13 protein-coding genes are annotated in these 14,221 nt (G+C 58.9%); 4 read left to right on the forward strand and 9 right to left on the reverse strand.

The features are described from left to right. Positions 1-89: 89 nt before the first annotated feature. From dapB to grpE, 4 genes are all read right to left on the reverse strand, one after another. Positions 90-893, reverse strand: a complete 804-nt coding sequence (gene dapB / locus J3P77_RS18920; protein WP_434678087.1) for a 4-hydroxy-tetrahydrodipicolinate reductase — start codon at positions 891-893, stop codon at positions 90-92. A gap of 21 nt (positions 894-914) precedes the next feature. Then, a complete protein-coding gene (dnaJ, locus tag J3P77_RS18925) occupies positions 915-2,051 on the reverse strand; it encodes a molecular chaperone DnaJ (RefSeq protein WP_434678088.1) in 1,137 nt (378 codons plus the stop codon). A gap of 325 nt (positions 2,052-2,376) precedes the next feature. Beyond that, positions 2,377-4,293, reverse strand: coding sequence for a molecular chaperone DnaK (gene dnaK, locus J3P77_RS18930; RefSeq protein ID WP_434678089.1), 1,917 nt, complete (start codon positions 4,291-4,293; stop codon positions 2,377-2,379). Between the two features lie 101 nt (positions 4,294-4,394). Continuing rightward, entirely contained in the window at positions 4,395-4,958 is a 564-nt protein-coding gene (gene grpE / locus J3P77_RS18935; protein WP_434678090.1) for a nucleotide exchange factor GrpE, read from the reverse strand. Between the two features lie 269 nt (positions 4,959-5,227). Here grpE and recN point away from each other — a divergent pair, with 269 nt between their 5' ends. Then, positions 5,228-6,901 (forward strand): DNA repair protein RecN, encoded by a 1,674-nt coding sequence (gene recN / locus J3P77_RS18940; RefSeq protein ID WP_434678091.1) that lies wholly within the window; start codon positions 5,228-5,230, stop codon positions 6,899-6,901. Between the two features lie 51 nt (positions 6,902-6,952). Here recN and fur read toward each other — a convergent pair whose 3' ends face one another. Beyond that, on the reverse strand, positions 6,953-7,360 hold the full coding sequence (gene fur, locus J3P77_RS18945) for a ferric iron uptake transcriptional regulator (RefSeq protein WP_002555142.1): 408 nt from the start codon (positions 7,358-7,360) through the stop codon (positions 6,953-6,955). A 98-nt stretch (positions 7,361-7,458) separates the two neighbouring features. Between fur and J3P77_RS18950 the strand changes: the two genes are divergently transcribed. Further along, positions 7,459-7,974, forward strand: coding sequence for an outer membrane protein assembly factor BamE (locus tag J3P77_RS18950; RefSeq protein WP_434678092.1), 516 nt, complete (start codon positions 7,459-7,461; stop codon positions 7,972-7,974). Positions 7,975-8,065: 91 nt separating this feature from the next. Here J3P77_RS18950 and J3P77_RS18955 read toward each other — a convergent pair whose 3' ends face one another. From J3P77_RS18955 to J3P77_RS18965, 3 genes are read right to left on the reverse strand one after another with little or no spacing between them, the layout of a single operon-like run. Beyond that, positions 8,066-8,374: an RnfH family protein gene (locus tag J3P77_RS18955; protein ID WP_434678093.1), complete on the reverse strand. Its 309-nt coding sequence runs from the start codon at positions 8,372-8,374 to the stop codon at positions 8,066-8,068. Continuing rightward, complete coding sequence (locus J3P77_RS18960) at positions 8,367-8,801, reverse strand: type II toxin-antitoxin system RatA family toxin (RefSeq protein WP_434678094.1); 435 nt, start codon at positions 8,799-8,801, stop codon at positions 8,367-8,369. Before J3P77_RS18960 ends, J3P77_RS18955 begins: the two co-directional genes overlap by 8 nt. A 7-nt stretch (positions 8,802-8,808) precedes the next feature. Then, positions 8,809-10,212, reverse strand: coding sequence for a sodium-dependent transporter (locus tag J3P77_RS18965; RefSeq protein WP_434678095.1), 1,404 nt, complete (start codon positions 10,210-10,212; stop codon positions 8,809-8,811). A 113-nt stretch (positions 10,213-10,325) separates the two neighbouring features. Here J3P77_RS18965 and smpB point away from each other — a divergent pair, with 113 nt between their 5' ends. Further along, on the forward strand, positions 10,326-10,808 hold the full coding sequence (gene smpB, locus J3P77_RS18970; protein WP_434678096.1) for an SsrA-binding protein SmpB: 483 nt from the start codon (positions 10,326-10,328) through the stop codon (positions 10,806-10,808). Between the two features lie 487 nt (positions 10,809-11,295). On the opposite strand, the gene J3P77_RS18975 is transcribed toward smpB, so the two are convergent. Beyond that, a complete protein-coding gene (locus tag J3P77_RS18975; protein WP_434678097.1) occupies positions 11,296-12,063 on the reverse strand; it encodes a GntR family transcriptional regulator in 768 nt (255 codons plus the stop codon). A gap of 386 nt (positions 12,064-12,449) precedes the next feature. On the opposite strand from J3P77_RS18975, the gene J3P77_RS18980 reads away from it, so the two are divergent. After that, positions 12,450-14,144: a lactate permease LctP family transporter gene (locus tag J3P77_RS18980; RefSeq protein ID WP_434678098.1), complete on the forward strand. Its 1,695-nt coding sequence runs from the start codon at positions 12,450-12,452 to the stop codon at positions 14,142-14,144. Positions 14,145-14,221: the final 77 nt, after the last annotated feature.

Here is a 14,221-nt window from a genome sequence, read left to right on the forward strand (position 1 = left end):
AAAAGACGAGTTTCGGTCTACCACCAATGAGTCCGAAAGACCGTCGAATGCGACAGCCCACCCCAATGGCATAGACCGAGGTTCATTTCTCAGCGCAGCTCCAGCACGTCCTGCATGTCGTACAGACCGGGCGCCTTGCCCTCCAGCCACATCGCGGCACGCACTGCGCCCTTGGCGAACGTCATGCGGCTCGACGCCTTGTGAGTGATTTCCACACGCTCGCCGTCCGCCGCGAACAACACGGTGTGATCGCCGACGATATCGCCCGCCCGCACGGTGGCGAAGCCGATGGTCTGGCGATCACGCGCGCCGGTCTGGCCCTCGCGCCCGTAAACCGCTACCTCTTCGAGATTGCGACCCAGCGCATTGGCGACGACCTCGCCCATGCGCAACGCCGTGCCCGAAGGCGCATCAACCTTGTGCCGATGGTGCGCTTCGATGATCTCGATATCGACCTCATCGCCCAATACGCGCGAAGCGGTATCCAGCAACTTCAGACACAGGTTCACACCCACGCTGAAGTTGGCCGCGAACACGATAGGAATATCCTTCGCCGCTTCGGCCAGCCGCTGTTTCTCTTCGGCACTGAAGCCGGTGGTGCCGATGATCATTGCCTTGCCTGCCTTGCGGCAGAAGGCCAGATTCTTCAGCGTCACCGATGGATGGGTGAAGTCGATCAGCACGTCGAACTCTTCAGCCACCCGCGCCAGATCACCCGACAGCGGCACACCGATCCGCCCCAAAGCAGCCAGCTCGCCAGCATCCGCGCCGACGAGCGTGCTGTCCGGCCGGTCGATGGCTGCGGTCAGCCCGGCGCCAGGCGTCTGCTGAACCGCCTCGACCAAGGTCTTGCCCATGCGCCCAGCGGCGCCTACTACAGCAATACGTCGCATGCTCTGCTCCCGTGATGAACCTTACAAATCGCCAAAGAAACGCTTCACACCCTCGAACCAGCCGCTGGCTTTTGGAGAGTGGGACTCGTCGCTCTCAAGCGAGGTACGGAATTCTTCGAGCAATTCACGTTGACGCTTGCTGAGGTTGACCGGCGTTTCGACCGCGACGCGACACATAAGGTCGCCAGGGCCGCCGCCGCGCACCGGGGCCACGCCCTTGCCGCGCAGACGGAACTGCTTGCCAGTCTGAGTACCTTCCGGGATTTTCAGTTTGACCCGGCCATCCAGAGTCGGCACTTCGAGCTCGCCACCCAGGGCAGCGTCAGTGAAGCTGATCGGCACTTCGCAGAACAGATGCTTACCGTCGCGCTGGAAGATCGCGTGCTCGCGCACGTTGATCACCACATACAGGTCTCCCGTCGGACCGCCTTGCGCTCCGGCCTCGCCTTCGCCGGACAGACGAATGCGGTCACCGGTATCGACCCCAGGCGGCACCTTGACCGACAGCGTCTTGTATTCTTCGACGCGACCTTCGCCGTGGCAGGAATCGCACGGATCGGAAATGATCTTGCCCTGACCATGGCAACGCGGGCAGGTCTGCTGAACAGAGAAGAAGCCCTGTTGCATGCGCACCTGACCGATACCGCCACAGGTCGGACAAGTAACGGGCGAGGAACCTTTCTTCGCGCCGCTGCCATCGCACGGTTTGCAGTTGACCAGCGTCGGAACGCGGATATTCACGGTCGTGCCGCGAACCGCTTCTTCGAGATTAAGCTCAAGGGTGTAACGCAGATCGCTGCCGCGCTGTGCGCCGCCACGACCACCGCCGCCCCCGCGGCCGCCGCCAAAGAAGTCGCTGAACACATCACCGAAAATATCGGAGAAGTTCGCGCCACCGGCACCACCACCAAAACCACCGCCACCCATGCTTGGGTCAACGCCTGCGTGACCGTACTGGTCGTAGGCCGCGCGCTTGCTTGCGTCGGAAAGCACTTCGTAGGCTTCGTTGGCTTCCTTGAACAGCTCTTCCGACGCCTTGTCATCCGGGTTGCGGTCGGGGTGATGCTTCATCGCCAGACGGCGGTAAGCCTTTTTCAGCTCCGCCTCGCTGGAGCCGCGCTCGACCCCCAACACTTCGTAATAATCACGCTTTGCCATAATTCTTCCGCACTCTTGAGGACGTCCGGCGAAAGCTCTCCTGAGCCTTGCCAAACTCGTTGAGCCCCATACAGGCCCGGACCCAACTCACGTCGTTTCAACGATCCTGGTCTTTATTCAAGGGCCAGCTGCCTGACCGAGAAAGCGGCAGAACGAATCGTCATGCAGGAGCATGACAACCTTGCCACGTGGTCTGCGGGCCTGAACCCGCACACCGGAATTTTGCTTGTTCCAGACACGCCAACGCGGGAGCAAGCTCCCGCGCGGCGACATCCTACCAGCCACCGCTCGAAAGGGGTCAACCGGCTGACAAGCAAGCCTGCGCTTACTTGTGGTCTTTCACTTCTTCGAACTCGGCGTCGACAACGTCGTCAGCCTTGTTCGCTTCTTCAGCCGGCTTGGCTGCTGCTTCAGGGTTCTCGGCCTGCTCGGCGTACATCTTCTGAGCGATTGGCGCGGAAACCTTGGACAGCTCCTCAACCTTGGCTTCGATGGCAGCCTTGTCGTCGCCCTTGACTGCTGCTTCAAGAGCAACAACAGCGGCTTCAACAGCGGCCTTCTCTTCCGCAGTCACTTTGTCGCCTGCGTCAGCGATCATCTTGCGAGTCGAGTGGACCAGCGCATCACCCTGGTTACGGGCAGAGGCCAGCTCTTCAAACTTGCGGTCTTCTTCAGCATTGACTTCCGCATCGCGAACCATCTGCTGGATTTCTTCCTCGGACAGACCGGAGTTGGCCTTGATCACGATGGACTGCTGCTTGCCGGTTGCCTTGTCTTTCGCGCCTACGTGCAGGATGCCGTTTGCGTCGATGTCGAAGGTCACTTCGATCTGAGGAACGCCACGTGGTGCTGGCGGGATCTCGGACAGGTCGAACTTGCCCAGAGACTTGTTCTGGCCGGCTTGCTTGCGCTCACCCTGCAGCACGTGAATGGTCACAGCGCTCTGGTTGTCGTCGGCAGTCGAGAAAACCTGGGATTTCTTGGTAGGAATCGTGGTGTTTTTCTCGATCAGCGCGGTCATCACGCCGCCCATGGTTTCGATACCCAGAGTCAGCGGGCTCACGTCCAGCAGCAGAACGTCTTTCACGTCGCCAGCCAGAACCGCGCCCTGGATAGCAGCACCCATTGCAACAGCTTCGTCCGGGTTGACGTCTTTGCGAGCTTCTTTGCCGAAGAACTCGGTAACCAGCTTCTGTACCAGCGGCATACGAGTCTGACCACCGACCAGAATCACGTCGTTGATCGAGCCGATTTCGATACCGGCGTCTTTCAGTGCCAGACGGCATGGTTCGATGGTGCGCTGAACCAGGTCTTCAACCAGCGACTCCAGCTTGGAACGGGAGATCTTCACGTTCAGGTGCTTAGGACCGGTAGCGTCTGCAGTGATGTACGGCAGGTTGACGTCGGTCTGCATGCTGGAAGACAGCTCGATCTTGGCTTTTTCAGCGGCTTCTTTCAGGCGCTGCATCGCCAGCGGGTCACCCTTGAGGTTCATGCCGCTTTCTTTCTTGAACTCGTCAACGAGGTAGTCGATCAGGCGAATGTCGAAGTCTTCACCACCCAGGAAAGTGTCACCGTTGGTGGCCAACACTTCGAACTGGTGCTCGCCGTCGACTTCAGCGATTTCGATCACGGAAACGTCGAAGGTACCGCCACCCAGGTCATAAACGATGACAGTGTGGTCGCCCTTGGCCTTGTCCATACCGTAAGCCAGCGCAGCTGCAGTTGGCTCGTTGATGATGCGCTTGACGTCCAGACCGGCGATGCGACCGGCGTCTTTGGTGGCCTGACGCTGGCTGTCGTTGAAGTAGGCCGGAACGGTAATGACCGCTTCGGTAACCGCCTCGCCGAGGTAGTCTTCGGCGGTCTTCTTCATCTTCTTCAGGATTTCGGCGGAAATCTGTGGCGGAGCCATTTTCTGGCCGTTGACTTCGACCCATGCGTCGCCGTTGTCAGCCTTGACGATCTTGTAAGGGACCATCTGAATGTCTTTCTGCACGACTTCTTCGTCGAAACGACGGCCGATCAGACGCTTGACCGCGTACAGAGTGTTGTGCGGGTTAGTTACAGCCTGACGCTTGGCCGACTGACCAACCAGGATTTCGCCGTCATTGGCGTAGGCAATGATCGAAGGGGTAGTACGAGCGCCTTCGGCATTCTCGATGACTTTGACGTTGCCGTTTTCCAGAATGGAGACGCAGGAGTTGGTGGTCCCCAGGTCGATACCGATAATTCTGCCCATCTTGACTCTCCCGAAACTTTGATTAGGTTGCCGCAACTGCGTTTACAAGTTGCGGTAGCTCTTAAACGCTTGGCCTTTAAATGGGGGCCTTACAGCTGATTTCAAGCCTGCTCGTCAATTGACGGCGTAGCAGGCGATGGTGCCTTGCTGACCACGACCATGGCCGGGCGCAGCAGACGACCATTGAGCTGGTAGCCCTTCTGGAACACCTTGAGTACCGTATTGGGCTCGACATCCTTGCTTTCCTGCATCGCCATCGCCTGGTGCTGTTCGGCACTGAAAGGCTGGCCATGCGGGTCGATAGCTTCAAGCTGATAACGCTTGAGCGTGTCCTGGAACATTTTCAGCGTCAGCTCGATGCCTTCACGCATCGGACGGATGCTTTCGTCATCCGGGCTGGAAAGATCCAGGCCGCGCTCCAGGCTGTCGATGATCGGCAGCAGGTCACCGGCGAATTTTTCCAGCGCAAACTTGTGGGCCTTTTCTACATCCTGCTCTGCACGGCGGCGGACGTTCTGCAAATCCGCGGCAACCCGCAGAGACTGATCCTGGGCGGCAGCCAGTTGCTCTTCGAGCACCTGCACGCGGGTAACCAGATCTTCGCCGCCGACCGCATCGGCGGTCTGGTCCTGGTTCTGCGCATCCAGATTCTGTTCGTCAGCCATAAATCCTCTCCTCTCAAAACGTCCGCGAACCCAACTCGCGCTTCTGCCCCCCTATATGGGATCGGAATTCGCCGCTTCAAGGGCTTTCCCCGTCGATATGCGCATTGCCTTACAAAAAATATGGGCGCGAACAACTCGATAACGGGGCGTGGGATACAAGGCGTGCTAAAAAACGCTGACAATCAATCAAATCGAGCTAAGCGAGGGCATTGTCAGAGCCGAGCGAAACACTGTATAAATAACCAGACAAATCGCTCGGGAGCCGCTCTATGCTGGTCCACCTTTCCGTACATAACTACGCCATCGTCGAACACCTCGATCTCGAACTGGATCGAGGCATGAGCGTAATCACTGGCGAAACCGGTGCCGGCAAATCGATCATGCTCGATGCTCTCGGCCTGACCCTGGGCGATCGCGCCGACAGTGGCGTGGTGAGGCCAGGTGCCGACAAGGCCGATATTCTGGCCACCTTCGATCTGGTCGATATTCCCGAAGCCCAGACGTGGCTCAAGGAGCGCGACCTCGATAACGACGGCCCGTGCATCCTGCGTCGGGTCATCACCGCCGAAGGCCGCTCCCGCGCCTACATCAATGGAACGCCCTGCCCGCAAGGCGACCTCAAGGCGCTCGGCGAACTGCTGATCGATATTCACAGCCAGCACGAGCACCAGTCGCTGCTCAAGACCGATACCCATCGGCGCTTGCTGGATGAATATGCCGGGGCCACCGATCTTGCCCGCCAGGTGCATCTGGCTGCCCAGCGCTGGCGCCAGACCCGTCAGGAGCTGGAGCGTCTGTCCAACTCCGGCGATGAGCAGCGTGCCCGGCACCAGCTGCTGAGCTATCAGCTTGAAGAACTGGAAAGCCTGAGCCTGGGCGAGAACGAACTGGAGCAGCTTGAGCAGGAGCACAAGACGCTGACCAACGCGGAAACCCTTCTGGGCATCTGTCGGCAGGTCGTCGAGCAGTGCAGCGAAAGTGACTCCGGCAATGTACTCAATGCATTGACTGCCAGCCTGAATCGGCTCGGCAGCGTCAACAACTCGCCCACCGCGCTGAGCGAAGCGACCAATCTGCTGGCCAGCGCCCAGATTCAGGTTGAAGAAGCGGTCGGCGAGCTGACTCGGTTCCTCGATCATTTCGATGCAGACCCGGCTCGTCTGCAGCAGCTCGAAGAGCGGCTGGACACTATCTATACACTGGCGCGCAAACACCGCATCCAGCCCACCGAAGTTGCGACGTTGCAGCAGAAGATTCTGGATGAGATCGAAACACTGAACGCCAACGATGAGTCCATCGAGCGTCTCGAAAATGAAGTGAACGCGTTCGCCCGTCACTATCAGGAAAAGGCCCGAGAGCTGAGCGATATTCGTCAGGCCGCTTCGGTCAAGCTGGCCAGCGCCGTCGAGCAGGAAATCCACCGCCTTGGCATGCCGGGCGGACGCTTCCAGATCGAACTGAAGCCCAATAGCGGTACGGATCTGATGCCGCACGGGCTTGAACAGGTCGAGCTGCTGGTCAGCGCGAACCCGGGCCAGCCTCTCAAGGCGCTGGCGAAAGTGGCATCCGGTGGCGAGCTGTCGCGGATCAGTCTGGCGATCCAGGTGATCACTGCGCAAACCTCACGCGTTCCCACGCTGGTGTTCGACGAAGTGGACGTGGGGATTGGCGGGCCCACCGCAGAGATTGTCGGCCAGCTGTTGCGGCGCCTGGGTGAACGCGGTCAGGTGATGACCGTTACGCACTTGCCGCAGGTTGCGGCCCAAGGGCACCAGCATCTGTTCGTGCATAAGGTAAGAGGCAACGATGCGACTCGAACCGCCGTATCGAAACTTGGCAAGACAGAGCGCATCGAGGAAGTCGCCCGCATGCTGGGCGGCATCGATCTGACAAAAGAGTCCTTGGCGCACGCCAAGAAAATGGTCGTTACAGCCAGGAACTGAATGGTTCTGTGAATACAAAAAGGCGACCCTCAGGTCGCCTTTTTCATTGGCTCACGCCTTCTTGTTGCGGACGTAGAGCACCAGGTTATGATCAACCAGGTCGAAACCATGCCTCTCGACGATAGCCTTTTGCAGCTTTTCGATCTCTTCGTCGAAAAACTCGATGACTTCGCCAGATTCCACATTGACCATGTGATCGTGGTGGCCGCCGTCAGCCAGCTCGAACACAGCATGACCACCGTCGAAATTGTGGCGAACCACCAGTCCGGCGGCTTCAAACTGAGTCAGAACACGGTAGACCGTGGCCAGACCGACATCTTCACTAGCCTCCATCAGTGCCTTGTAAACGTCTTCGGCACTCATGTGGCGCTGCTCGGCAGAATCGAGCATTTGAAGAATCTTGACCCGCGGAAGGGTCACTTTTAGTCCTGCTTTACGTAGTTCGCTATTTTCAACCATGGTCAGCTTTCTCGCAGACGCTGCTTCGCAGCTTCTCTTAATGCAGGTATGATCGGGGTTTACGTTGTCCCAGCCAAGATAGTGGAAGTCGCCCACCGATGCAAAACACCAAGCTCTTGCTAACCAGTTTCACCTTCGTGGGACTGCTCGCACTCGCCGGTTGTTCATTCCCCGGGGTTTACAAAATCGACATCCAGCAGGGAAATGTCGTGACACAGGACATGATAGACCAGTTGCGCCCCGGAATGACCCGGCGGCAAGTACGGTTTATCATGGGCAACCCGTTGCTCACCGATACTTTCCATACTGATCGCTGGGACTATCTGTACAGCCTCCAGCCAGGTGGCGGTGAACGCCAGCAAGAGCGCGTGAGCCTCATTTTCAATGAGAGCGACCAGCTCGTCAGCCTGTCCGGCGACTTCATGCCAGGCGTGAGCCGTGACGAAGCGATTCTGGGCAAGGGCAGCGACACCACCACCCCGGCAGAGAATCAGCAGCCAGCCGAAGAACCCGCCAAGCCGGGCTCCCTGCTGGATCGCATCCAGAAGGACGTCGACAGTATCGAGACCACACCGGTACCGACTCAGGAACCGCTGGAAATCGATCCACGCTGATTATCGCGCTCAACAAAAAGCCCGGCTCGCCGGGCTTTTTGTTGTCTGCTGTTTGCTGTCGTGCCGGTCAAGGGCAAGTGCGTCAAAGGTCTCAGGGCCGCCGATTCAACCGCGCCCTTTCCGCTCGCAAGCGGCGCACTTCCTTCGGATCAGCGAGTAACGGACGGTATATTTCGATCCGCTCACCGGCTTCCAGAATCCGAGACACCGGGTCGCTCACCACTTTGCCGAATATTCCTACAGGGCATTGCGTCAGATCCAGCTCAGGGAACTGCCGATCCATGCCAGACATAAGAAGCGCATGATGCACTGATGAGCCGAACGGCACTTTCAAGGGCAACAGCACTTGTCGGTCGACGGCCGCATAGACCACTTCAACCTCAATGCTCGCCTCAGGCATGCAGCTCTTTCGCCCGCTGACAGAATGCGTCGACAAGGGTATTGGCCGCCTGATTGAACAACGGGCCCAGCGTCGCCCTTACGATCGGGCCGGCGTAGTCGAACGACAGATCCAGGCTGATCTTGCAGGCCTTCTCGCCCAGTGGCTTGAACGTCCACACACCGTGGAGTTGCTCGAACGGCCCTTCGACCAGATCCATGATGATGGACTCACCCGGCACCAGCGTGTTGCTGGTCACGAATTTCTGGCTGAGACCGCCCTTGGCGATTTCGAGCCCGGCTCGCATGTGCGTATCACTGGATTCCAGCACCGTTGCCGAGGAACACCATGGCAGAAACTCGGGATAGCGAGCCACGTCGTTGACCAGGTCATACAGAAACCTGGCCGGGTACGGCAAAAGAGCCGAGCGTTGAATATGCGTAGTCATTTGAGCGTCATTTCCAAAGCTGAGCGGCAAACACCACAAGAATGCCGAACGGCGCCACATAGCGCATCAAAAAGAACGTCAGATTGAAGAGCAGCGGGCTGCGAATGGACAACTCGTCCCGCACCGCCTCACGCCCCATCACCCAACCAGCGAATACCACAAAACACAGTCCACCCAGCGGCAACATGATCCGCGAAGTGAAGAAATCGATGACTCCAAAGAAGTCCAGGCCATTTGCCGCGCCCCATTGATAGAGGTGGAATCCGGCTTCATCGTTCACGAAAAACTTGGCCCTCTGCCAGATGTTGAACGAAAACACAGTGCCAAGCCCTACGAACCAGCAGGTGAATGCCAGCCAGAACGTGACCCAGGCACGCCGGATTCCGGACCTTTCGACCAGATAAGCGACCATGGGCTCAAGCAGCGAAATCGCCGAACTCCATGCGGCGACGGCCACCAGCACGAAAAACACCACGCCCATCAGTTGACCGAACGCTACGTTACCGAACGCGAACGGCAAGGTGACGAACATCAGCCCCGGCCCTTCGCTCGGGTTCAGGCCTGCTGCAAAAACAATCGGAAACAATGCCAGACCCGCGAGCAGCGAGACGAAGGTGTCGAGCAGTGCGATACCCACCACCGTGGTACTGATCGACGAGCCTTTGGTCATATACGCGCCGTAGATCATGATCGAGCCCACGCCAACGCTCAGCGAGAAAAAGGCATGGCCCATGGCAGGCAGCAGCCCGTCGAGCAGCTTTTCCGGGCTGAAGTCGAACATGAAATGCACGCCTTCCATGAAGTGGCCGGTGGTCAGGCTGTATCCCAGCAGGATGACCATCAACAGGAACAACAGCGGCATCATGATCCGCAGGCTGCGCTCAAGCCCGGCCTCGACACCTTTGGCGATGACCACCGCCGACAGAAGCATGAAGATGGTGTGCCACAGCGTCAGCCGCCAGGGGTTGGCAATGACGTTGCCGAAATACGCGCCCACCTGGTCCGGCGTGACGCCCTGAAAATCACCACGCCCCATGTTGATAATGTAATCCAGCGACCACCCGCCCACGACGCTATAGAAAGACAGGATAAGCAGCGCCGTGATCATTCCGGCGAACGCGCCCCACGACCAGCGTGCCGATTGTCCGGCTTCCACCGCGAGAGTCTTGAGGGCATTGGCGGGGCTCAGACGCGAGCGGCGACCGATCAGGGTTTCCGCGATCATCACCGGAATGCCGATCAGCGCGATACAGGCCAGAAACACCAGCACGAAAGCGCCGCCGCCATAAACGCCGACCATGTAAGGAAATTTCCAGATACTTCCCAGCCCTACGGCCGAACCGGTGGCAGCGAGAATGAATACCCAGCGGCTTGCCCAGCCACCGTGGACCGAGACCTTGTCCGTCGACATCGTAGAAACGCCCGCCAAAAAAAGAGCGCGCATTGTCCGGGATTCACTCATCGCGCTCAAGCTCGCGCTTTCCCGTAGCCGACATTGATGCAACTCCCTATAATGCGGCCCCTATGGCTAAGCTCAAGAAACACCCCACAGGGACCATCGCGCAAAACAAGAAGGCGCGTCACGATTACTTCATCGAACACAAGTTCGAGGCCGGTCTGGTCCTGTCTGGCTGGGAAGTAAAAAGCCTGCGTGCCAACAAGGTACAGCTGGTCGACAGTTATGTGCTGCTCAAGGACGGCGAGGCGTGGCTGATGGGTAGCCATATCACCCCGCTCAAGACTGCCAGCACTCACGTCATCGCTGACCCGACACGCACCCGCAAACTGTTGCTGAACCAGCGCGAGCTCGAAAGGCTTACGACCTCGGTCCAGCAGAAAGGCTACGCCTGCGTCGCCCTTTCCCTTTACTGGAAGCAGCACTTGATCAAGTGCGAAATTGCTTTGGGTAAAGGCAAGAAGGAATACGACAAGCGCCACACCGAACGCGAACGCGATTCGGATCGTGAGCTGCAGCGTGCCGTACGCACCAAGGGCAAGGAAGACTAATCCGCTCTCGCGGGATCTTTTGTCGCTCCATGTAAGCCAGCCACGGCCGTTGATGTCCGTGAATGCGCCATCGCCAGCAAGCTGGCTCCCACAGGTTTGAAGTACGCCGAAAATCCTGCGGAGCCAGCAACTGTCTTGAGCAGTTCCGTGGGAGGCAGCTTGCTGGCGACGGCGGTCAGTCAGGTAAAGATGCAGGGCAGGCAGACTGCAGTCGCGAGCAAGCTCCCTCCCACATACTCAGCGCAAGCCGCAGGCCTTGTGGGTGGCAGCAACTGTCTTACGCAGTCCTGTGGGAGCCAGCTTGCTGGCGACGGCGGTCAGCCAGGTAAAGATGCAGGGGCAAGCAGACTGTAGTCGCGAGCAAGCTCCCTCCCACATACTCAGCGCAAGCCGCCGGCGTTGTGGGTGGCAGCAACTGTTTTGAACAGTTCTGTGGGAGCCAGCTTGCTGGCGATTGATGACACACGCTCCATGAAGACAATTGCTCTTACATCTTGCTGCGCCGCTCTGCTCTGGCGGTGCGCTGTACCTGCTGCCTGACTTCTTCCAGCACTTCCTGCACGTAAGTGATATGGCGGCTGGAGATATCCCGCGCATCTTCCGCCCGCCCTTCGATGATTGCCAGATACAGCTCGCGATGCTGCTGAATCAGCATGTCGCGGGTCTCGGTACGTTGTTTGTACATTCCGCCAATGTTGATCACGACGTTGCGCTTGAGCAGATCGAATAGCCCGCGGATGGTATGCAGCAGCACGGCGTTATGGCTGGCTTCGGCGATCGCCAGATGAAAACTCGCGTCCGCCGCGCCCTCCTCCGCTCGGCTTACCTCGTCCGCGCGGCCATAACAATCCAGAAGCGCTTCGAACGCGGTGCTCAGTCGCCGGCGGTCGGCTTCAGTCGCCCTCATTGCGGCGTAATAGGCGCAGGAAGCCTCCAGCGTATGGCGGAACTCCAGCAGATCGCGTTGCGAGTCGGGGCTGCTGTCCAACAGGTGCAACAACGGATCGCTGAACGTCGAACCAATGTTCTCCACCACGTAATTGCCGCCGCCCTGGCGACTTATCAACAACCCTTTGGCGGTCAGCTTCTGGATCGCTTCGCGCAGCGAAGGTCGGGAAACGCCGAACTGTTCGGCCAGGACCCGTTCCGCAGGCAAGCGCCCGCCCGACTTGAGCGTGCCTTCAAGAATCATCCGTTCGAGCTGCTCGACGATATCGTCAGACAAACGGCGCTGACGCACCTGATCAAAACTCATTCTTACACTCCACATCGCCGTTTCGCTGCCGGGCCGCAGACTCTGGCTGTTCGCGCTCGATCCGACACCGACGCTTGGCGTCCGAAATTTGCCCGCCAGAAATCATGCCCGACGAAAGTCTGGGCCTTACAAATTGACACATCAATAGCAGGGCCTCTAACCTAGCCGACAGACATTGTAAATTGGTATTACCAATTAGCCAATGCCAGCGTTTGGGGAAGTCTTCCATCACGCTGCAAGACCGCTCGATAAAGAGCGGCTTGAGCTGGTGAGCTGTGCGATTTCGTCGTCAGTATCGATCAGACACCCGTGACACGGCATGTCGACTCGAAGCCGCGCCTACACAGAACACCGGGCCTAACCAACAACAATTAGGGGCCACCTACATGCAGACTTGGCAACAACTCTATACACCTCTGGGCAGCCTCGGCTTTTCCGCCGCCGCTGCGCTCATCCCCATCGTTTTTTTCTTTCTGGCTCTGGCAGTCTTCAGGCTCAAGGGGCACATTGCAGGCAGCATCACACTGGCGCTGTCGATTCTGGTGGCGATCTTCGCTTTCGGAATGCCCACCGACATGGCACTGGCTTCAGCCGTTTACGGCTTTGCCTACGGTCTGTGGCCCATCGCATGGATCATCGTCGCCGCGGTGTTTCTCTACAAACTCACCGTTAAAAGCGGCCAGTTCGAAATCATCCGCAGCTCGGTGACATCCATCACTGATGACCAGCGTTTGCAGGTGCTCCTGATCGGCTTCTGTTTCGGGGCGTTTCTGGAAGGCGCCGCCGGGTTCGGTGCGCCTGTTGCCATTACCGCCGCGCTGCTGGTCGGGCTTGGACTCAATCCGCTCTACGCAGCCGGCCTGTGCCTGATCGCCAACACCGCGCCCGTGGCATTCGGCGCGCTGGGGATCCCGATCATCGTCGCCGGCCAGGTGTCCGGGCTCGATGCATTCAAGATCGGCGCGATGGCCGGCCGGCAGCTGCCGTTCCTGTCGATCTTCGTACCGTTCTGGCTGATGTTCATGATGGACGGCGTTCGCGGCGTCAAGGAAACCTGGCCGGCAGCGCTGATCGCCGGGACAACCTTCGCGATCACTCAATTCCTGACCTCAAACTTTATCGGCCCGGAACTGCCCGACATCACCTCAGCACTGGTGAGCATCGTCTCGCTGACCCTGTTCCTGAAGGTCTGGCAGCCGCAGCGTGCGTCCGACACCGTGATCGTCAGCGGTGGTTCGGCAGCGATGATGGGCGGGCCAGGCGGTTTCAATCAATCGTCTCGCGGCTCGACCAAATCGCCCTATAGCCTGGGCCAGATCATCATGGCCTGGTCACCCTTCCTGATCCTCACCGCCATGGTCACGGTCTGGACGCTGAAGCCGTTCAAGGCCCTGTTCCTTCCGGGCGGCGCGATGCAGGCGTGGACGTTCAACATTCCCGTGCCGTATCTGGATCAACTGGTGCTGAAGGGCGCGCCCATCGTCGCCAAGGTCACGGCCATGCCTGCCGTCTACAAGTTCGACCTGATTGCCGCCTCCGGGACTGCGATCCTGTTTTCGGCAATTCTGGCAATGCTGGTACTGCGCATCGCGCCGAAGATTGGTCTGACTACTTTCAAAGAGACGCTGATCGAGCTGCGCTGGGCGATCATTTCCATTGGTATGGTGCTGGCGTTTGCGTTCGTCATGAACTTCTCCGGTATGTCCTCGACCCTGGCACTGGTATTGGCCGGGACCGGAGCGGCATTCCCGTTCTTCTCGCCCTTCCTGGGCTGGCTCGGCGTGTTCCTGACCGGTTCCGATACTTCGGCCAACGCGCTGTTCGGTTCGTTGCAGGCGACTACGGCGCATCAGATCGGCGTCAGCGACATCCTGATGGTCGCGGCCAATTCCAGCGGCGGCGTGACCGGCAAGATGATTTCGCCGCAGTCCATCGCTGTCGCGTGTGCGGCGACGGGCCTGGTGGGCAAGGAGTCGGATCTGTTCCGCTTCACCCTGAAACACAGCCTGTTCTTCGCCACCATCGTCGGCTGCATCACCTACGCCCAGGCGTACTGGTTCACCGGCATGCTGGTGCATTGATTCACGAATAACGTGCCACCCTGACGTCGGCGCGTAGCCGACGTCAGCCATTCACACCGCCTGACGTGCCTGGCGGA

This window comes from Pseudomonas sp. R1-18, from assembly GCF_051132095.1.
GTDB lineage: Bacteria > Pseudomonadota > Gammaproteobacteria > Pseudomonadales > Pseudomonadaceae > Aquipseudomonas.